Source organism: Psychroflexus curvus (assembly GCF_020164585.1).
Taxonomy (GTDB): Bacteria; Bacteroidota; Bacteroidia; order Flavobacteriales; family Flavobacteriaceae; genus Psychroflexus; species Psychroflexus curvus.
Genome location: NZ_JAIQZF010000004.1, coordinates 382,319 through 401,654 on the forward strand (window position 1 = coordinate 382,319; position 19,336 = coordinate 401,654).

The 19,336-nt window shown below is 39.5% G+C and carries 17 protein-coding genes and 5 tRNA genes; all 22 read right to left on the bottom strand.

The features are described 5' to 3' along the window. Positions 1 to 60 precede the first annotated feature (60 nt). The 22 genes from rpoB to LB450_RS08400 all read right to left on the bottom strand — a co-directional run bounded on the left by rpoB (position 61) and on the right by LB450_RS08400 (position 19,003). Positions 61 to 3,873 (bottom strand): DNA-directed RNA polymerase subunit beta, encoded by a 3,813-nt coding sequence (rpoB, locus tag LB450_RS08295; protein WP_224487450.1) that lies wholly within the window; start codon positions 3,871 to 3,873, stop codon positions 61 to 63. A 159-nt stretch (positions 3,874 to 4,032) separates the two neighbouring features. Continuing rightward, positions 4,033 to 4,407 carry a 50S ribosomal protein L7/L12 gene (gene rplL, locus LB450_RS08300; protein WP_224487451.1) on the bottom strand — a complete coding sequence of 125 codons (375 nt, stop codon included), beginning with the start codon at positions 4,405 to 4,407 and terminating at the stop codon, positions 4,033 to 4,035. Between the two features lie 44 nt (positions 4,408 to 4,451). Then, positions 4,452 to 4,973, bottom strand: a complete 522-nt coding sequence (gene rplJ / locus LB450_RS08305) for a 50S ribosomal protein L10 (protein ID WP_224487452.1) — start codon at positions 4,971 to 4,973, stop codon at positions 4,452 to 4,454. A 9-nt stretch (positions 4,974 to 4,982) separates the two neighbouring features. Next, entirely contained in the window at positions 4,983 to 5,681 is a 699-nt protein-coding gene (rplA, locus tag LB450_RS08310) for a 50S ribosomal protein L1 (RefSeq protein ID WP_224487453.1), read from the bottom strand. 15 nt (positions 5,682 to 5,696) lie between these two features. Next, on the bottom strand, positions 5,697 to 6,134 hold the full coding sequence (gene rplK, locus LB450_RS08315) for a 50S ribosomal protein L11 (RefSeq protein WP_224487454.1): 438 nt from the start codon (positions 6,132 to 6,134) through the stop codon (positions 5,697 to 5,699). Between the two features lie 74 nt (positions 6,135 to 6,208). After that, positions 6,209 to 6,760: a transcription termination/antitermination protein NusG gene (gene nusG / locus LB450_RS08320; RefSeq protein WP_224487455.1), complete on the bottom strand. Its 552-nt coding sequence runs from the start codon at positions 6,758 to 6,760 to the stop codon at positions 6,209 to 6,211. 3 nt (positions 6,761 to 6,763) lie between these two features. Continuing rightward, complete coding sequence (gene secE / locus LB450_RS08325) at positions 6,764 to 6,961, bottom strand: preprotein translocase subunit SecE (protein WP_224487456.1); 198 nt, start codon at positions 6,959 to 6,961, stop codon at positions 6,764 to 6,766. Between the two features lie 373 nt (positions 6,962 to 7,334). Continuing rightward, a tRNA-Trp gene (locus LB450_RS08330) sits at positions 7,335 to 7,407 on the bottom strand. 127 nt (positions 7,408 to 7,534) lie between these two features. After that, positions 7,535 to 8,719 (bottom strand): elongation factor Tu, encoded by a 1,185-nt coding sequence (gene tuf / locus LB450_RS08335; RefSeq protein WP_224487457.1) that lies wholly within the window; start codon positions 8,717 to 8,719, stop codon positions 7,535 to 7,537. A 93-nt stretch (positions 8,720 to 8,812) separates the two neighbouring features. Continuing rightward, a tRNA-Thr gene (locus LB450_RS08340) sits at positions 8,813 to 8,884 on the bottom strand. Between the two features lie 30 nt (positions 8,885 to 8,914). Next, positions 8,915 to 8,987: transfer RNA gene (locus tag LB450_RS08345), tRNA-Gly, on the bottom strand. 51 nt (positions 8,988 to 9,038) lie between these two features. After that, positions 9,039 to 9,120, bottom strand: a tRNA-Tyr gene (locus LB450_RS08350). A gap of 124 nt (positions 9,121 to 9,244) precedes the next feature. Continuing rightward, positions 9,245 to 9,318 (bottom strand) — tRNA-Thr (locus LB450_RS08355). A gap of 122 nt (positions 9,319 to 9,440) precedes the next feature. Further along, positions 9,441 to 10,334 carry a tyrosine-type recombinase/integrase gene (locus tag LB450_RS08360; RefSeq protein ID WP_224487458.1) on the bottom strand — a complete coding sequence of 298 codons (894 nt, stop codon included), beginning with the start codon at positions 10,332 to 10,334 and terminating at the stop codon, positions 9,441 to 9,443. A gap of 544 nt (positions 10,335 to 10,878) precedes the next feature. Then, the gene (locus tag LB450_RS08365) at positions 10,879 to 12,045 is read right to left on the bottom strand and encodes an acyl-CoA dehydrogenase family protein (RefSeq protein WP_224487459.1); all 1,167 of its coding nucleotides are present in this window, start codon (positions 12,043 to 12,045) and stop codon (positions 10,879 to 10,881) included. Positions 12,046 to 12,070: 25 nt separating this feature from the next. After that, positions 12,071 to 12,955, bottom strand: coding sequence for a helix-hairpin-helix domain-containing protein (locus tag LB450_RS08370; protein ID WP_224487460.1), 885 nt, complete (start codon positions 12,953 to 12,955; stop codon positions 12,071 to 12,073). Between the two features lie 9 nt (positions 12,956 to 12,964). Further along, complete coding sequence (locus tag LB450_RS08375) at positions 12,965 to 15,040, bottom strand: amino acid carrier protein (RefSeq protein WP_224487461.1); 2,076 nt, start codon at positions 15,038 to 15,040, stop codon at positions 12,965 to 12,967. A gap of 155 nt (positions 15,041 to 15,195) precedes the next feature. Continuing rightward, positions 15,196 to 15,867 carry a tRNA (5-methylaminomethyl-2-thiouridine)(34)-methyltransferase MnmD gene (gene mnmD / locus LB450_RS08380; protein ID WP_224487462.1) on the bottom strand — a complete coding sequence of 224 codons (672 nt, stop codon included), beginning with the start codon at positions 15,865 to 15,867 and terminating at the stop codon, positions 15,196 to 15,198. Between the two features lie 2 nt (positions 15,868 to 15,869). After that, positions 15,870 to 16,100 (bottom strand): PspC family transcriptional regulator, encoded by a 231-nt coding sequence (locus LB450_RS08385; protein ID WP_093367605.1) that lies wholly within the window; start codon positions 16,098 to 16,100, stop codon positions 15,870 to 15,872. Beyond that, positions 16,097 to 17,380 carry a DUF2851 family protein gene (locus LB450_RS08390; RefSeq protein WP_224487463.1) on the bottom strand — a complete coding sequence of 428 codons (1,284 nt, stop codon included), beginning with the start codon at positions 17,378 to 17,380 and terminating at the stop codon, positions 16,097 to 16,099. Before LB450_RS08390 ends, LB450_RS08385 begins: the two co-directional genes overlap by 4 nt. A gap of 1 nt (position 17,381) precedes the next feature. Further along, complete coding sequence (locus tag LB450_RS08395; protein ID WP_224487464.1) at positions 17,382 to 18,050, bottom strand: SGNH/GDSL hydrolase family protein; 669 nt, start codon at positions 18,048 to 18,050, stop codon at positions 17,382 to 17,384. Positions 18,051 to 18,100: 50 nt separating this feature from the next. Beyond that, on the bottom strand, positions 18,101 to 19,003 hold the full coding sequence (locus LB450_RS08400; RefSeq protein WP_224487465.1) for a TIGR01777 family oxidoreductase: 903 nt from the start codon (positions 19,001 to 19,003) through the stop codon (positions 18,101 to 18,103). Between the last annotated feature and the right edge of the window lie 333 nt (positions 19,004 to 19,336).

Consider the following 19,336-nt stretch of genomic DNA (forward strand, 5'->3'; position numbering starts at 1 on the left):
GTGCTAAAGAATTATTGTAATAAATGTGATAACATCTCCTGCCCGAAGGCAGGATTGCTATTACTCTTCTAATCTGATATCTAATCCTAGACCTTTCAATTCGTGCATCAACACGTTGAAAGATTCCGGCAATCCTGGCTCTGGCATTGGTTCACCTTTTACGATAGCTTCGTAAGTTTTGGCTCTACCAATCACATCATCCGATTTTACAGTTAAGATCTCTCTCAGTGTGGCAGAAGCTCCATAAGCTTCAAGTGCCCAAACTTCCATCTCACCAAAACGCTGTCCACCAAATTGTGCTTTACCACCAAGCGGTTGCTGCGTAATAAGAGAGTATGGTCCGATAGATCTGGCGTGCATCTTATCTTCAATCATATGTCCTAATTTCAACATATAGATGACCCCAACAGTTGCACGTTGGTCAAAACGCTCTCCAGTACCACCATCATATAGATAGGTGTGTCCAAATCTTGGAATACCTGCTTCATCGGTCAGTTCATTGATCTGGTCTAAAGTAGCTCCGTCAAAAATTGGTGTAGCAAACTTTCTGCCTAATTTTTGTCCAGCCCATCCAAGAACCGTTTCGTAAATCTGGCCTATGTTCATACGAGAGGGTACACCAAGTGGATTCAATACGATATCAACCGGCGTTCCATCATCTAAGAACGGCATGTCCTCTTCTCTTACGATTTTAGCAACAATACCTTTGTTACCGTGACGACCTGCCATCTTATCCCCTACTTTCAGTTTACGTTTCTTAGCGACGTAAATTTTAGCAAGTTTTAAAATTCCAGATGGAAGTTCATCACCAACCGTAATTGTAAACTTCTCTCTTCTCAGGTTACCCTGAAGATCGTTTTGTTTAATTTTATAGTTGTGTAAAAGATCTGCTACCAAAGCATTGGTTGCTTTGTCAGTCGTCCAGGTGCCTTTGGTCAGGTGACTAAAGTCTTCCACAGAGTTCAACATTTTCAGAGTGTACTTTTTACCTTTCGGCAGGGTATCTTCTCCTAAATCATTTTGAACTCCCTGAGCTGTTTTTCCACCAACAATACCAAATAATTTTTCAATTAAACGGTTTCTTAGTTCTTCGAACTTCACCTGAAACTTAGCTTCTAAAGCATCTATCTCCTGCTTGTCCTGTGCTCTCTTACGTTTATCTTTTACGGCTCTTGTAAACAATTTCTTATCGATAACAACACCGTTAAGCGATGGAGAAGCCTTCAAAGAAGCATCTTTTACATCACCAGCTTTGTCACCAAAAATAGCTCTCAATAATTTTTCTTCCGGTGTAGGATCACTTTCACCTTTAGGGGTGATTTTACCAATAAGAATATCTCCTGGCTTAATCTCTGCACCAATTCTGATCATACCATGCTCATCCAGATCTTTTGTCGCTTCTTCAGAAACGTTTGGAATATCGCTGGTCAATTCTTCATTACCAAGTTTGGTATCTCTAACCTCTAAAGAATACTCATCGATATGAACGGAAGTTAAGATATCATCTTTAACCACACGTTCAGATATCACGATGGCATCCTCAAAGTTGTAACCTTTCCATGGCATAAAGGCCACTTTCATGTTTCTACCAAGGGCAAGTTCACCGTTATCTGTTGCATAACCTTCACAAAGCACCTGTCCTTTAGTCACTCTGTCGCCTACACGTACAATAGGTTTTAGGTTAATCGTAGAACCCTGATTGGTTTTTCTGAATTTGATCAAGTCATACGTCTTGTCATCATCATCAAAACTGACGAGTTGCTCGTCTTCAGTTCTGTCGTAGGAAATGATAATTTTTCTAGCATCTACATAGTCGACAGTTCCTTCTCCTTCAGCATTGATCAAAACTCTTGAATCCTGAGCCACACGTCTTTCCAATCCAGTCCCAACGATAGGGGCATCCACTCTCAATAAAGGAAGTGCCTGACGCATCATGTTGGAGCCCATCAATGCACGGTTGGCATCATCGTGTTCCAAGAAAGGAATCAGTGAAGCCGAAATTGATGAAATCTGGTTTGGAGCAACATCGATATAATCTACTTCTTTAGGATCTACAACAGGGAAGTCACCTTCCATTCGAGCAATAACTCGATCTGAAGTCATAGTTCCATCATCAGAAACAGGAATATTGGCTTGTGCAATTAATTTGTTTTCTTCTTCTTCAGCAGAGAGGTAAAGCGGGTCTGATTCAAAATCGATTTTACCATTTTCAACTTTACGGTACGGAGTTTCAATGAATCCCATACTGTTCACTTTTCCGTAAACAGACATAGAAGAAATCAAACCAATGTTTGGTCCTTCAGGTGTTTCAATCGGACAAAGTCTTCCGTAGTGAGTGTAGTGAACATCACGTACCTCAAAACCTGCTCTTTCTCTCGATAAACCTCCGGGCCCTAAGGCTGAAAGTCTTCTTTTGTTTGTTAACTCTGCCAGTGGATTGGTTTGATCCATGAACTGAGACAACTGGTTGGTTCCAAAGAAAGAATTAATCACTGAAGACAAGGTCTTCGCATTGATTAAATCTATAGGAGTAAACACTTCGTTATCCCTTACATTCATTCGCTCTCTGATGGTTCTGGCCATTCTCGCTAAACCAACACCAAATTGCTGAGATAATTGCTCACCTACAGTTCTAACACGACGGTTGGAAAGGTGATCAATATCATCAACTTCAGCTTTAGAGTTAACCAATTCAATAAGGTACTTGATGATAGTAATGATATCCAGCTTAGTAAGCACTTTGCTTTCCATGCTAATATCAAGGCCTAATTTTTTGTTCATTCTGTAACGACCAACTTCACCTAAGTTGTAACGTTGATCTGAGAAAAACAATTTATCGATAATACCACGAGCAGTCTCTTCATCAGGCGGCTCAGCATTACGCAATTGTCTGTAAATATGTTCTACTGCTTCTTTTTCAGAGTTAGTAGGGTCTTTTTGTAGAGTGTTATATATGATAGCATAGTCACCGGTCAAATTTTCTTCCTTATGCAGTAAGATCGTTTTTGAACCCGTTTCTAAAATCTCTTCTATATGGTCTTTTTCCAGGACTGTATCACGGTCTAATACGATTTCATTTCTTTCAATAGAAACAACTTCTCCTGTATCTTCATCTACGAAATCTTCGTACCATGTATTTAATACTCTGGCAGCTAATTTACGGCCAAGGTATTTTTTCAAACCGGTTTTAGACACTTTCACCTCTTCTGCAAGGTCAAAAATCTCTAAAATATCTTTGTCTCTTTCAAAACCGATGGCTCTGAAAAGTGTTGTAACAGGTAATTTCTTTTTTCTGTCGATGTAGGCATACATCACAGAGTTGATGTCTGTAGCAAATTCAATCCAAGATCCTTTAAAAGGAATTACTCTGGCGGAGTAAAGTTTGGTTCCATTGGCGTGAAAAGACTGGCCAAAGAAAACACCTGGAGATCTGTGCAATTGAGAAACCACTACACGTTCTGCTCCATTGATTACAAAAGTACCACTTGGAGTCATGTAAGGAATGGTTCCTAAATAGACATCCTGCACGATCGTTTCAAAATCTTCATGTTCTGGATCGGTACAGTAAAGTTTTAATCTTGCCTTGAGAGGCACACTGTAGGTAAGACCTCTTTCGATACACTCCTGAATGGAGTATCGGGGAGGATCTACAAAATAATCTAAAAATTCAAGTACAAATTGATTTCTCGTATCTGTAATTGGGAAATTTTCCTGGAAGGTATTATATAATCCTTCGTTGGATCTTTCTTCTGGTTTAGTTTCAAGCTGAAAAAAATCTTGAAAAGATTTTACTTGAATATCCAGGAAATCTGGATAATCTGGCTTGTTTTTAACAGAAGAAAAACTAATTCGTTCATTATGCATTGCTAACATCTAAGAAAGATTTTAATGCTTTGAATTCAATGTAAATTCATCAGCAATATTAACTTATAAAAAGTAAAATAAACACGTCGCGTATAGATACGCAAAATGGTTTAGACCTACAAGACTAAATCTTGTGGTCTAAACCTGGTATTAAATGTGTGTGGGAGCTTACTTAAGCTCAACCTCAGCACCTGCTTCTTCTAATTGTGCTTTAAGAGCTTCTGCTTCGTCTTTAGCAACACCTTCCTTAACTGGAGCTGGTGCACCATCAACTAATGCTTTTGCGTCTTTAAGACCTAAACCTGTCAATTCTTTAACAAGTTTAACAACTGCTAGTTTAGAACCACCTGGAGCTGTCAAAATTACGTCGAATTCTGTTTGCTCTTCAGCTTCTTCAGCAGCAGCACCGCCACCACCTGCTACAGCTACTGCAGCAGCTGCAGGCTCTATACCATATTCTTCTTTTAAAATATCAGCTAACTCATTTACCTCTTTTACAGTAAGGTTAACCAATTGTTCTGCGAAATCTTTTAATTCTGCCATTTTCTATCGTTTTAGTGTAATTTAATATTAGTAATTGTGCGTGTTTATTCTTCTTTTTGAGAAAGTGTTTTTAGTATTCCAGAAAGTTTTCCACCACTAGATTTAAGTGCTGATATAACGTTTTTGGCTGGAGATTGTAACAATCCGATGACATCTCCTATCACTTCTTCTTTAGACTTGATGTCTACTAAAGCATCCAGGTTCTCATCACCAACGTAAATTGATTCTGCAACATAAGCCCCTTTCAAAATAGGCTTTTCATTTTTCTTTCTAAAGCTTTTGATCACTTTAGCTGGAGCATTTCCAGTTTCAGAAAGCATAATCGAAGTACTCCCTTTCAGGGTATCGGTTAGCTCGCCGAATTCTTTATCTGTACTTTCCATGGCTTTGCCTAGGAGAGTATTCTTAACTACCATCAACTTAACGTCTGCTTTAAAGCAAGCACGTCTTAAGTCTGAAGTTATAGTTGCATTCAAGCCTGAAATATCTGCTAAATATACATTTGATGAATTTGCTAACTTAGTAGTTAAATCTTTTATTACTATAGATTTTTCTTCTCTTGTCATAACTTAAAATTATTGCTCGGTAAATCGTTTCGTATCGATTTCAATACTTGGACTCATTGTGGAAGCGATATGGATACTTTTAATATAAGTTCCCTTCACTACCTGAGGCTTAAGCTTGACGAGCGTCGTTAGTAATTCTCTTGCATTTCCAGCAATTTTCTCTGCGTCGAAGGATACTTTACCAACAGCTGCATGAACGATTCCAGTTTTATCAACTTTAAAATCGATTTTACCAGCTTTTACGTCAGACACTGCTTTTGCGATATCCATTGTTACCGTACCAGTTTTAGGGTTCGGCATAAGTCCTCTAGGACCTAAGACTCTACCTAAGGGGCCTAATTTTCCCATCACACTCGGCATAGTTACAATCACATCTACATCTGTCCAGCCGCCTTTGATTTTCTCAAGGTATTCATCTAGACCAACGTAATCTGCACCTGCATCTTCTGCTTCTTTTGCTTTATCTGGAGTCACAAGAGCCAAGACTTTTACATCTTTACCTGTTCCGTGGGGTAAGGTTACAACACCACGAACCATTTGGTTAGCTTTTCTTGGATCAACATTAAGTCTTACAGCTAGATCAACAGATTCGTCGAAATTAGCGTAAGCTACGTCTTTCAATAAAGCAGAGGCATCAGCTACTGAATAAGTCCTTGACTCATCCACTTTACCTTGCGCTTCTTTTTGCTTTTTAGTTATTTTTGCCATGTTAATTTCGTTTTTTTAAAATGGTGCATTACCTTTTACAGTTATACCCATAGATCTTGCTGTACCAGCAACCATCTTCATTGCAGATTCTGTTGTAAATGCATTTAAATCCTGCATTTTATCTTCAGCTATCGCCTTCACTTGATCCCAAGTTACAGAACCTATTTTTTTCGTATTAGGTTCTCCAGATCCTTTCTTTAGTTTTGATGCTTCCATCAATTGTACTGCTGCAGGTGGAGTTTTGATCACAAAATCAAAGGACTTATCCTTATATACTGTAATTTCTACAGGAAGGATTTTTCCACTCTTATCTTGTGTTCTACCATTGAATTGTTTACAAAATTCCATGATATTTACACCAGCAGCACCCAAAGCAGGTCCAACTGGTGGGGATGGGTTTGCTGCACCACCTCGTACCTGGAGTTTTACTACTTTACTTACTTCTTTTGCCATTTTTCAAAATTTAGTTGAATTGTTTTCAGTGGGAAGCATTATGATTAAAAACAACTCTATATTATATGTAACATTTAAACTTTCTCTACTTGCATATAGCTAAGTTCCACCGGGGTTTTACGACCGAAAATCTTAACCATAACCTGTAATTTTCTCTTATCCTCATTAATCTTTTCAATAGTTCCGGTAAAACTATTAAAAGGTCCGTCTACAACTTTCACAGATTCACCTATACTGAATGGGATAGCAACATTTTCTTTCTGAACAGATAGCTCATCTACTTTGCCAAGCATTCTATTCACCTCAGATTTACGCATTGGGACCGGCTCTCCTCTCTTGGTTTCACCAAGGAAACCGATAACACCATTCACTCCTTTAATAACATGACCAACTTCACCTTCTAAATTGGCGTTTACCATAATATAACCAGGGAAATATACTTTTTCCTTAGTCATTTTCTTTCCGTTGCGTATTTGCACCACATTTTCAGTAGGAACAAGTATGTCATCAACATAATCACCAAGACCCTGATGAGAAATCTCTTTCTCTATATAGTCTTTGACTTTGTTTTCAGAACCACTTATAGCTCTTACAACATACCACTTTTTTAAACCTGTCTCAGACATGAATTACGATTTAACCCAATTAAAATATTGCTTTACAGCTGCACTAAAAACTTCATCCACTCCCCAGATAGCAAGTGAAAAAAGAATTGAAAAAACAGCTACAATGACCATGAGTTTTTGTCCTTCAGCCCACGTAGGCCAAGTCACATGATTTTTTAACTCGTTGTAAGACTCGCTTACATAACTTATAATATTAGACATCTCTTTAAGATTTGCACGGGTTGAGAGGCTTCCTTCGACTTCGCTCAGGATAAACTTCTTGCCATACATTTATACTATACAATCTGCACGGATTAAAAGACTTCCTTCAACTTCGCTCAGGACAAACTTCTCGCCATACATTTTACTCTAAAATCTGCACGGGTTGAGAGGCTTCCTTCGACTTCGCTCAGGATAAACTTCTCGCCATACATTTGCACTATTCAATCTGCACGGGTTGAGAGGCTTCCTTCGACTTCGCTCAGGATAAACTTCTCGCCATACATTTGCACTATTCAATCTGCACAGGTTGAGAGGCTTCCTTCGACTTCGCTCAGGATAAACTTCTCGCCATACATTTGCACTATTCAATCTGCACGGGTTGAGAGGCTCGAACTCCCGACACCTGGTTTTGGAGACCAGTGCTCTACCAACTGAGCTAAACCCGTAAATATTTCATTTTTTAGAGCGTGCAAAGAAACAAAATTTCTTGCAGATAAAAAAGGAAATTTAAAAAGTTAAGGTATCCGCCACAGGCAGACACCTTAACCTATTTTAAAACTTTATTCTAAAGAATTAAAGTATTTCTGTCACCTGTCCGGCACCAACTGTACGACCACCTTCACGGATTGCAAATCTTAAACCAACGTTAAGTGCAATTGGTTGAATCAAATCAACAGTGATTGTTAAGTTATCACCAGGCATTACCATCTCTACTCCATCAGGAAGATTGATAGTACCAGTAACATCTGTAGTTCTTACGTAGAACTGTGGTCTGTAGTTATTATGGAATGGAGTATGACGTCCACCTTCTTCTTTTTTCAGGATATAAACCTCAGCTTTGAATTTTCCGTGTGGCTTGATAGATCCAGGCTTGGCGATTACCATACCTCTGGAAATCTGGCTTTTTTCAATACCTCTTAATAAGATACCAACGTTATCACCAGCTTCTCCTCTGTCAAGTATTTTACGGAACATTTCAACTCCAGTAATTGTTGACTTTAAGTTTTCAGCTCCCATACCGTTAATCTCAACAGGATCACCAGTATTGGCAACACCAGTTTCGATACGTCCAGTTGCTACTGTACCACGACCTGTAATCGAGAATACGTCTTCAACCGGCATTAAGAAATCTTTTTCAACATCTCTTTCTGGAAGTTCAATATAATCATCAACTGCCTCCATCAAATCAAGAACAGTTTTTGACCATTTTTCGTCACCTTCCAAAGCGCCAAGTGCAGAACCTGAAATTACAGGAGCATTGTCACCATCGTATTCGTAGAAAGAAAGCAAATCTCTTACTTCCATTTCAACTAATTCAAGAAGTTCCTCATCATCAACAAGGTCAACCTTGTTCAAGAAAGTAACAATTCTTGGAATACCAACCTGACGTCCTAAAAGGATATGCTCACGTGTTTGCGGCATTGGACCATCGGTTGCAGCCACAACAAGAATAGCACCGTCCATTTGAGCAGCACCAGTTACCATGTTCTTTACATAATCGGCGTGACCTGGACAATCAACGTGTGCATAGTGACGCTTTTCAGTTTGATATTCAACGTGAGAAGAGTTAATAGTAATACCACGCTCTTTTTCCTCAGGTGCATTATCAATTTGATCAAAAGCACTAGCTTCAGAATATCCAGCGTCGGCCATTACTTTTGTAATAGCAGCTGTAAGTGTAGTTTTTCCGTGATCGACGTGACCAATAGTACCTATGTTTAGGTGTGGTTTGGAACGATCAAAATTTTCCTTTGCCATAGTAGTAAATTATTTAATCTTAGTTATATATTAGTGTTAATGTTTATAACAACGTAATAAGTCAACAAAACCAGGTTTTGAGACTTAAAATTGAGCCAACGACGAGAATTGAACTCGTGACCTTTTCCTTACCAAGGAAACGCTCTACCCCTGAGCTACGTCGGCATTCAGAATCTTGCATTTTTAAAAAAATAGAGCGGAAGACCGGGTTCGAACCGGCGACATTCAGCTTGGAAGGCTGACGCTCTACCAACTGAGCTACTTCCGCTTATTTTATTCAATATGTCAATGCAAAGTCTGATGTTATCCGACTTGGTTGTGGGGAGAGCAGGATTCGAACCTGCGAAGGTAAAACCAACAGATTTACAGTCTGTCCTCGTTGGCCGCTTGAGTATCTCCCCAAACAATCTGATAAATGAGCCGATGGAGGGACTCCCCTCAACTTCGTTCGGGATAAACTTCTCGTCCCAAACTTCTCATCTCTCAATATCAATAAAGAATGTAATGAACTTCATTGCACCCTTGAGCCGATGGAGGGACTCGAACCCACGACCTGCTGATTACAAATCAGCTGCTCTAGCCAGCTGAGCTACATCGGCTTATCAGTATGTCAAACGTCATTTTCGTAACGGGTTGCAAATATATAATGATTATTGATATCTGAAAATTATTTTCCACTTTTTTTCTGAAATTTTATTGAAATACCAGTCAGAAAAAAGTCTTAATCCTCTTTCTTTAAAGATCTGGGATGAGCCGCTGCATGTACTTTGCTCAATTCCTTAAAATTAGAGTGTGTATAAACCTCTGTAGAAGCCAGACTGCTATGCCCCAGTAACTCTTTTATCGCTGTAATTTCAGCCCCTTTATCCAACAGATGCGAAGCAAACGCATGCCTTAATAAATGCGGACTTAATTTTTGCTTTGTAGATACCTTTTTGAAATACGAATTCACCGTCCTGTATACCAAATTCGGATAAATAGCTTTACCACTTTTGGTTACAAACAACTTTTCGGTGTCAAGAGCCAAACCTTTTCTTTTTTCCAGATAATCTCCTATCAGAATCAATGTTGAATTCAGCAAAGGAAGCAGTCTTTCTTTGTTGCGTTTTCCAAGAACCTTCAACTGGTTTTGCTCAAGATCAATTGAAGACAGGGTTAAATCTATCAGCTCCTGCCTACGCATACCCGTTGAATACAACATCTCAATCATCAAATGATCTCTCAGGCCTTCAAAAGAAGAATCCTCAAAATAAGCTGAGAGCTTTTCAAGTTCCAGCAATGAAAAGGCTTCCTGTTCACGCTTAGGCAGTTTCAGGGACTTATGCTGAAGCATTGGATTGACTTCAATCGCTTTTACTTTCAGAAGAAATTTAAAAAAGGTTTTAAGTGTTGAAAGTTTTCGGTTGATGGTTTTATTCGTCAAGTCTTTATCAACAAAGCTCACAATCCATTGTCTTATCATAGGATAATTGACTTCCACAAAATCTCCAGTGTCATATTTTTCCAAAAGAAAAGACTGAAACTGATTCAAATCTGAAGCATAGGACGTCAATGTATGCCGGGCATACTTTTTCTCCAACTGAAGATAATCTAAAAAAGCAGTGGTGTAATCCATAGAAAAGAGCTGTTTTAAAACAATTTAATTGACACCTTATCCGGATGCTTCAGGAGTTTGAAGATCTCAATATAATCTAATTAGTCAAGATTCTGAAATAAATAAAGAATGACAAGGCTATAAGTTTTGAGACAGCTTCTATAATCCACCTATGAATTCAGATTATGTCGCCGGTTTATAATCTTTATTATCAATCAGCATTTTGGCTGTAATTTCATTTAAATTTAGACTTACTAGGTTAAATTCAATTACCTAAATTATTTTAAAGCAAAATACACTGTTTATGTTCGAGTACTTCAATACTTCGGTACAAACTTAGTCGAGATGAAGTTAGTTCTCAACTCCGCTCAAACTTAAACAAAACAGAAGGGTATCAATGAACTAAACGAAAGAAAAGGCCATTCATAGCCCTTATGTTCATCAAGACAGGCTCGATGCTAAAACATGAGTAATCCGTAACATTCTATTAAATAAAATTAAATTTCCATAGGCTCTTAGCGACATTATTTCTAATATTTTGTCTTTTTCGCCAGCCTCATAATCATTAAGTCGCCGGCTTATAGTCTTTATTGTCGATGACCATTTTGGCAATGATTTCTTTTAAGATCTCTGATGTCCCACCTCCGATAGGCCCTAATCGGCTATCACGGAACATTCTTGCAAGTGGGTAATCTTCGATATAACCATAACCACCAAGCATTTGTAAGCAATCGTAAATGACCTCATCAGCTATTTTAGTAGAAAGCAATTTAGACATCGTCGCTTCTTTCACCACATATTCGCCTTCGTCCAAACGTTTTGCAGTGGTATAGTTAAACGCCTTAGCCATTTCAACTTCACTGCTTCGCTCTGCTATTTTATGTCTTAAGGCCTGAAATTTATCGATGGTCTGCCCAAAAGCTTCACGCTCGGACATATACTGAATGGCATACTCAAGGGCATACTCTGCTCTCGCGTGTGCATTCACCCCCATAATCAAACGTTCCAAGGCAAAATGCTGCATAATGTAAGGGAAACCCTGATTGCGTTCACCCATCAAATGAGATTTAGGAATCTCTACATTATCAAATGCCAGTTCTGCCGTATCCGAAGCTCTCCAGCCTAATTTATTAAGTTTTGTAGCAGAAATACCAGGCGTTTCTCTATCTACAATAAAAATACTCATGCCCTTTCCGCCTTTCTCAGGAGCTGTTTTGGCTGCTACAACTAAATAGTCTGCATAAACACCGTTGGTGATAAAGGTTTTAGAACCATTGATGACAAAAGAATCTTCTTTCTCAACAGCAGTCGTTTTCATCCCTGCCACATCCGACCCTCCAAAAGGCTCTGTGATACAAAGACAGCCGATCATATCACCATTGATAGAAGCAGATAAGTATTTTTCCTTGATTTCCTCGCTACCTTCTTTGTTGACGTGAGTCATAGCCAGGTAGGCGTGAGCCCAGATCGCTGCGGCAAAGCCTCCTGAATTGATTTTTTGAAGCTCTTCCAGAAGAATGATTGTATAAAACAAATCCAGATCTAAACCCCCATATTTTTCAGGATAAGCAAGACCAAAATAACCCATTTCACCAAATTTCTTCCAAATAAAACGCTCAATAGTTCCTTCTTCTTCCCATTTGTCAAGGTGAGGAACCACTTCTTTCTGAAGAAATTCCTGTAAACTTTTTCTGAACATTTCATGCTCTTCGCTAAAATACATATGATTCATATCTGATATATCTAATTTTTGTATATTATTCTTTAATTTCCAAATATAATTGAATTCTATCTAAATTATACTTAGGAAAATCCTCAATTTTTGATAATTCTTCAAAACTTGTAATACCTTCTCTCAATTTTATAAAGTTGACAATCGTTCTGGCCATTTCGTAATCGAAATAAGGAAGCTCGGATAAAGCTAACACGCTTATCGTGTTTATGTTCTGCTTTTCAACCTTAACCGGATGCTTTAAAACCATCTTTTCCTGCAGATTCTGAATAGCCTCAGCTTTTAACCCATACACATCTTTCAACTGAATGACATCTACAAAGCCTCCCAGTTTTTCTCTGTAGGAGATGATTCTGCCCGCAAGGATTTCCCCAATGCCTGAAACTTCAATCAAGTCCGATTCAGTGACCGAATTCAAATCTTTCTTTTCTGAATAAGTCAGTGACTTACGACTTCTGTCTGGTGACTTACTGCTTTCGGCAGCCATAACCCACTCCGGAAATTTGAAGTATGAACTGTATTCAGACATCCATGCATCGGATACCTGAGTGACCTCCTGGAACTGAGCCTTAGAATTGATCCATTGGTCTGTTGCCCTGGATTCCATAAGCCTGTCGATTTCTTCTACGCTCATTCCCAAAGTATACCCTTTATAATCAGTTATAAAATTAGGATTAAAAGGATAAATCCTTCTCTGATTGTCAAGGCTTTGTTTATTTTTTAACGAATCTACAAGGCGCTGAATGGAATCTTCGATTTTTGAAAATTCGGAATTGGTTTCAGAATTGGAAATGGAGTTCAAACTCCAGTAATTAAAAGCAATGCCTATGATCAAAATGAGACAAAATATAAAAATTCCGTTTCGGTCACCTTTGGTGTAGCCGAAACGGAATTTTCTATTGGAATTCATCAGATGAATTTATTTTTTCAAAACCTCTTTTTGAAAGATCTGACCAGACTTTAATTTGGCCATATATTCTCTTAGATCTTTTCTGACTTCACCAGACATGATGTACAGACCAATAATATTAGGAAAAGACATCGCTAAGATCATCATATCTGAAAAATCAAGTACAGCTCCTAAACTTACGGATGCTCCAAGTACAACGAAAAACAAGAAAATAACTTTATAAATGATTTCAGAACGGTTACTTCTTCCGAAGAGGTAAGTCCAGGCTCTCATACCATAGTAAGACCAGGAGATCATTGTTGAAAAAGCAAACAAAAAGACGGCTGCAGAAAGCACATAAGGGAACCAGGAAATAACACTACCAAAAGCCTGGGTAGTCAGCTGAACTCCTGAAACGCCTTCCACTTCGTGCATCCCTGTGAAAATAAGAACAAGTGCGGTAAGTGTACAGACCACAACGGTATCGATAAAAGGCTCGAGTAAAGCGACAAAACCTTCGGAAGCAGGATGGTTGGTTTTTGCTGCAGAGTGAGCAATAGCAGCAGACCCTACACCAGCTTCGTTGGAAAATGCTGCACGCTGGAAACCGACGACAAGCACACCTATAAACCCGCCTTTAAGTGCTGTAGGAGTAAAAGCTCCACTGAAAATTGCACTGAAAGCAGGCCCTATGTTTTCGATGTTCATACCGATAACAACTAAAGCACCTACCACATAAGTAGCAGCCATAACAGGTACTACCTTACCGGTCACTTTAGCGATACTGTTGATACCACCGATGATAACCACTCCCACTAAAATCGCCAGGAAAACTCCAAAATAGAAACCACTGTCGCTGTCCAGAAAAGGGATTTGATTGGATAAAATCTCAAAAGACTGATTGGCCTGGAACATATTTCCACCACCAAAAGAAGCACCGATACCAAGAACCGCAAAAAAGGCAGCTAAAAACTTACCTAATTTACCAAGGTTTCTTTTTTCAAGTCCGTATCTTAAGTAATTCATCGGACCTCCAAAAATTCTACCCTCTTTATTAATAAATCTATATTTCACCCCAAGTGTACATTCCACAAATTTGGAAGACATTCCCAGAAGACCGGCTAAAATCATCCAGAATGTAGCTCCTGCCCCACCCAGCGATACAGCAATTGCTACACCAGCAATATTTCCCAAACCAACTGTAGCGGAAACCGCAGTTGCCAGGGCCTGAAAGTGTGTAATGCTGCCGGGAGCATTAGGCTCGTCGTATTTTCCTCTGGCTAATTGAATTGCATGTTTAAACCCGCGAATGTTGATAAAGCCCATTCTAAATGTAAAAAAGGCAGCTCCTAAGATTAACCAAATCACAATAAAAGGAATTCCTTTTTTAAGTGGAGTTCCGTTAGGGTTTGTCAGAGCAATCGGCTCGTCATAGGTGATTGCACCAAATTTATGGGCATTCTGAGCGATGACATCTGCTTCATTCTCTGGATTATAAATGAATTCTCCCTCAGGAGTTATAAATTGAATTTTACCATTAGCTTCTGCCTGAACGGTTAGTGTTTGTCCATCGATATCTATAACCGCAACATCCTGTCCTTTGTTGACATGGACATTTTCAGTAACCAGCCATTCTTTTAAAAGAAACTGACGCTCTGTATTGGGTTCCCATTTTGGAGAGAAGAGTAATTTTTCACTCGTATATACAATAGGATCATATATTCCTGTTGCAGCGAATGGATCCCAAAACAAAATGCTTCCCATGGCATCTACAACTGGCTGAAACGTCCCGTTAAAATTCTCTACAATGGATTCAGCATCAATTTTAAACGTTTTGTCTATACTTTCTCCACTGGCATCTGTGACTTTAACTCTGTAAGGAATTCCCTCGGTAAGATCACTGGCCGTATTAGACGTAAGCGGTACATCATTTTTGGACCACTGATAGGTGTAAGGAGGTGTTCCTCCGGTGACTTCTAAATCGATTTGCCCATCATTTATCTTGTCAGATGGATTAATGACTGTCACTTTAACTTGCAGGTTTTGTGCAAATAAGAATGACATACTAAATAAAAGCAATCCAAGAAGCGTGATATTTCTTACCATAAGGCTATTTAAGGTTTAATTTTTCAAAGAATTATTGTTATTTAAATCAATACTGTTTAAAAACTTGCCGCAAGATGCAAAAAATATGGTTTGCAATCAAACCCTGAGGCTTAAAATCTTTAAGACACTAATTTTTAAAACCTAAAAAATTAACATCACTTGTAAGCACGCATCATGTGGCGCTTCCCCGGAGGTCCCTCTATAATATCTACCTCAAAACCAATCTCCTGCAAAGCTCTTCTGGCAGTTCCTTTTACACAATAGGTGACAAAAATCCCACCCGGCTTTAAGACCTTATAAAAGTTTTGAAAAATAGATTTTTCCCACAACTCTGGCTGAACCCGAGGACCAAAGGCATCATAAAACACCACATCGACCTGATTTTGCAAGCCCAGTTCTGAAAACATAAGCTTTTGCTTCTTTAGCCGAAACGTTTTGGAAATTTCGACGTGTTTTTCCCATTCGGCCAGATGCAATTGCTCATATAGTTCCTGAGCGCTTTCCTCACCAAGGGTTTTGTGATAATCCAAAGCCGCTCTCTCCGCTTCACTGACAGGAAAGGCTTCCATCCCTAGATAATCCAGTTGGATATCAGACTTTTGAGACCACAAACAAGTCAGTAAGGCATTGAGTCCTGTGCCGAATCCAGCCTCAAGAACTGTCATCGACTGCGGATGACGTTTGTCGACATAGAAATCCAGACCCGCCTGAATATAAACGTGCCTGGATTCCTGAACTGCACCGTGTGTGGAATGGTAATGCTCGTCCCAGTCTTCTACTCTTATAGTTTTCGAACCGTCTTCGGTAGTGACAATACTTCGTTTCATACTTACAGATCAAATACCGAGGTCCGTTTGGTATAGACCAAATCTTTCAATTTAAGCCAAAACGCCAGGGTGAGGTACAACCCAAAACCAAAGCCGAAAGTTGCAAATGAAATGTAGATAAAGAAGATTCGCACCGATTTGGCTTTCATTCCCAGCGTATCGGCAAGTCGTGAACTCACGTAAAAGCCGTGTTTCTCAAAAAACGTTCTTAGGTTGTATATAAAATTTTTCATGCGTGTATTAATTCTAAGCCCACCTGGCATTTCAAACAGCGATTCATATCACAGTACTGCGTTTTCAACTGAATTAAAGCCTGACTTTCCAAAGCTGATGTTGCCAGTTTGGGCTTTAAGCGTTCAAATCCTTTGGTCAGCCTGTTCATCTCCGGTCTTAAACTTGAAATAATCGGATAAATACTGTCTTCAAAATCCAGCTGACCTTTATAAGAGTTGAAAGCGAATTTCAAAGGTAATATAGTATTTATGATCACTAAATCTTTGAAAGATAAACTTAATTTTTTCATTTTAGCTTTGCTTTTCCTGCCAAAACTGTAATGCGTTTCCCAGTAGCCTGTGGCCTTTGCCTCCAGTAAGCCGTAGAGTTCTTTTTTGGTTTTACACTGAATTAGCCTTGAGAACACCTGAGGTTTTTCAGCATATAAATTACAAAATTGAGATAACCTGATGCTCGGGAAATTGTCTGGTCGAAGTCTGAAGTATTTCACTTGACTTGTGACCGGCACGTTCAACTGAAATTTTTGGCTGAGGAATTTAAACTCATTTTGAAGGTTGTTTACATACCTTTCCTCGCTTTCAGCGGGAAGCATCCCACACAAACCAAAACACAAGGCTTCCAGCTGTATAGGATTTTGAAAGCATTTTTGAAAGACTTTAAAATCGGCAGCAGAACTCATCTGTAAAAAAGCTTCTCCATTCACATTAAGCCCAAAGGCTTTAGCCATCAGCTTAAAGCCTACCTCATCCCAGTTGTTATTGGACACTTTCAATAAATTCAGTATAAGCTGATTTTTTTCCTGCAGGCGTTCCACATATAAACGCTCCAGCCAGTAAGCTAGTTTAAAGTCATCAACCTCATCAAAATGAGTCTCGCAATTGATCCATTTGTCAGATTTATTCTCCAATAATTCATGATAGGCCTCTAACTGAGATTTCGAAACATAGCTTTTCAGTTCCAGGCAGGGAATTTCAGTTTCATTTTTTCTGAAAATGCTCATGTCATCTTCCCAGACCACATGTAAAATCACATTATCGTAGGCAGGATCCGTCTCGTGATGATGCGCATACCAGTCTGAAGACCTCAGGTGAATTTCCAGATTACCGACCCAGTGCTGACCTTCGAGATGGATTTCAGCTTTAAAAAAATCGGGGCCTGATTCGGTTTCGTTGTGAAGCCCGGTGTGCAGGATTTGAAGATCTTCTCCACGCGTGGTCTTGAGCTGATTCATGTTCAGCTTTTTGTACTTCCACAGGCTATGAAGAAAGGCTTCCTGCATGTCAGAACTGCTTTAACTGTTCGGCTACGTTTTCCTTAAAACTCTCTACCCAGGCTTTATACTGCTCCCCGCTTGGGTGCAGCAAATCTTCCGCCAGCATCACCTTGTCTCTGTGTAAAGGCCTACTGAGCTGTTGAAGCGGGTAATAAGCCACCCCATAACGCTGACTTATTTTTTGGATATAGCGGTTATAGCGCTTTAACCGAGAAGAAACGTTCTTTAGGCTTTTATCCTGAGCAAATTCAGACAAACTATAGTCTGGAATTCCGACAACAAACACGCCCTTTTGATCATGTGCACTCAGAGCAATCGCGGTTTGCACCAAGTCTTCGAATTCGGTTTTGAATGTTCTAAAAGGTTTTTTCTGATACTGGTTATTAACTCCGATCAGAAGAGAGACCAGATCAAAAGAATTGGGTTTGTAGTCTTGAGAAGCGATAGAATCCTGCAGCTCATCGGTACGCCAGCCCGTCACTGCAATGATTTCCGGATTCTGAATGTCGTAACCTTCCGCTCTTAGGTAAGCAGTCAGTTGAAACGGCCAGGATTCAGACTCTGGAACTTTTTCACCAATGGTGTAAGAGTCGCCTAAGGCTAAATAACGAAGAGGTTTCTGACTAAACGCCTGAGACATAACTAAAAGAATTAATCCGGATAGTATTGATTTCATATTCAAAGCTATTCTCAAAAATAAGAAAGATTTAGGTATCTAAGGCAGTACTAGAGTAAATTGGTTAAGGCAGGTTTTAACTGCGCAAATCTAAATTGAAAGCCCGTTGACAGGATTTTCCTGGAGCTCACCAACTGACTTCCCAGCACTATTGTCGACATGTCGCCTAGCATCAGTTTCAGCACAAACTCAGGTACATTGGGCAAAATAAGCGGTTTTTCCAGTTTTTCGGCAATGCACTCCGTCAGTTCTTTATTGGTCACAGGATTGGGAGATACCCCATTAAAAACGCCCTCCAGACGATTTTCCATCACGTGATGAAAAATTCTGGCCAGGTCTGAGATATGAATCCAGGACTGCCATTGCTTTCCACTTCCTAAAGGGGCACCAATATAACTTACGATAGGACTTTTTATTTTTTCCAGAGCCCCGCCTTCGTCCGAAAGCACGACGCCTATTCTGATTTTGGTGACTTCAAGCCCCAGGTCTGCGAGCTCATCTGCAGCAGCTTCCCATTGCTCCACCACCTCTGCCAGAAAATTATCGCCTTGTTCAAAATCGTCTTCCTCGTGAAATTTGGTCAGTGAGTCCTTATAAAGCCCTACTGCACTGGCAGAAATCAGATGCTCTACTTTGTGTGTGCGATTGGCTAAGGCTTTTTTAAGCGTATACAGGCTATCAATCCTGCTGTTTAAAATGGCTTTTTTATAAGAAGACGTCCAGCGCTGGGCCACGCTCGCGCCGGCCAGATTGATGATGGTGGAAACCCCGTCGAAACAGTCAGGGGCTATTTCCGAAGTAGAAGGATTCCAGTAAAAGCCCTGATACTTGGATTGCGTTTCGATTTTGGACCGGCTGGTGGTCAGATAATTCACGTCAATTCCGTGCTCATGAAACAGGTCGACCAGGGCCTGACCTACTAATCCTGTTGCTCCTGTGATTAAAACGCGCATAAAACTTATTTTGAATAAATTTAGCGAGATTGGTCCAGCTGAAACTTAGGTTTAGTAAGGTTTTAACTTGAAAGACGGGATTGGAGATTGGAGATTGGAGATTGTGAACGGTGAAGTGTAAACGGTGAAGTGTGAACGGTGAACAGGAGAAACAGGAATTACGAGACACGACCTGGTTTCTATACGTCTTACACCCTTCTCCCGTCTTCCCTCGTATGTTTGATTTCATATAAATATAGATTTATAAATTTAAAGAATCAATTATAAAGGGTCTCAATAAGAGTATGGTTCTTCCCTTGATAACAATTACGTATATCGCCCTTGAGATAATCA

Excerpts from the sequence above, each read along its gene's own strand:
- LB450_RS08385 (WP_093367605.1), bottom strand. The coding sequence starts at position 16,100 with ATGAAAAATTTTATATACAACCTAAGAACGTTTTTTGAGAAACACGGC.
- rpoB (WP_224487450.1), bottom strand. The coding sequence starts at position 3,873 with ATGTTAGCAATGCATAATGAACGAATTAGTTTTTCTTCTGTTAAAAAC.
- tuf (WP_224487457.1), bottom strand. The coding sequence starts at position 8,719 with ATGGCAAAGGAAAATTTTGATCGTTCCAAACCACACCTAAACATAGGT.
- secE (WP_224487456.1), bottom strand. The coding sequence starts at position 6,961 with ATGTCTAATATTATAAGTTATGTAAGCGAGTCTTACAACGAGTTAAAA.
- rplK (WP_224487454.1), bottom strand. The coding sequence starts at position 6,134 with ATGGCAAAAGAAGTAAGTAAAGTAGTAAAACTCCAGGTACGAGGTGGT.
- rplL (WP_224487451.1), bottom strand. The coding sequence starts at position 4,407 with ATGGCAGAATTAAAAGATTTCGCAGAACAATTGGTTAACCTTACTGTA.
- LB450_RS08360 (WP_224487458.1), bottom strand. The coding sequence starts at position 10,334 with ATGGATTACACCACTGCTTTTTTAGATTATCTTCAGTTGGAGAAAAAG.
- LB450_RS08365 (WP_224487459.1), bottom strand. The coding sequence starts at position 12,045 with ATGAATCATATGTATTTTAGCGAAGAGCATGAAATGTTCAGAAAAAGT.
- rplA (WP_224487453.1), bottom strand. The coding sequence starts at position 5,681 with ATGGCAAAAATAACTAAAAAGCAAAAAGAAGCGCAAGGTAAAGTGGAT.
- LB450_RS08395 (WP_224487464.1), bottom strand. The coding sequence starts at position 18,050 with ATGAAATCAATACTATCCGGATTAATTCTTTTAGTTATGTCTCAGGCG.
- nusG (WP_224487455.1), bottom strand. The coding sequence starts at position 6,760 with ATGTCTGAGACAGGTTTAAAAAAGTGGTATGTTGTAAGAGCTATAAGT.
- LB450_RS08390 (WP_224487463.1), bottom strand. The coding sequence starts at position 17,380 with ATGCAGGAAGCCTTTCTTCATAGCCTGTGGAAGTACAAAAAGCTGAAC.
- LB450_RS08375 (WP_224487461.1), bottom strand. The coding sequence starts at position 15,040 with ATGGTAAGAAATATCACGCTTCTTGGATTGCTTTTATTTAGTATGTCA.
- LB450_RS08370 (WP_224487460.1), bottom strand. The coding sequence starts at position 12,955 with ATGAATTCCAATAGAAAATTCCGTTTCGGCTACACCAAAGGTGACCGA.
- rplJ (WP_224487452.1), bottom strand. The coding sequence starts at position 4,973 with ATGACAAGAGAAGAAAAATCTATAGTAATAAAAGATTTAACTACTAAG.
- LB450_RS08400 (WP_224487465.1), bottom strand. The coding sequence starts at position 19,003 with ATGCGCGTTTTAATCACAGGAGCAACAGGATTAGTAGGTCAGGCCCTG.
- mnmD (WP_224487462.1), bottom strand. The coding sequence starts at position 15,867 with ATGAAACGAAGTATTGTCACTACCGAAGACGGTTCGAAAACTATAAGA.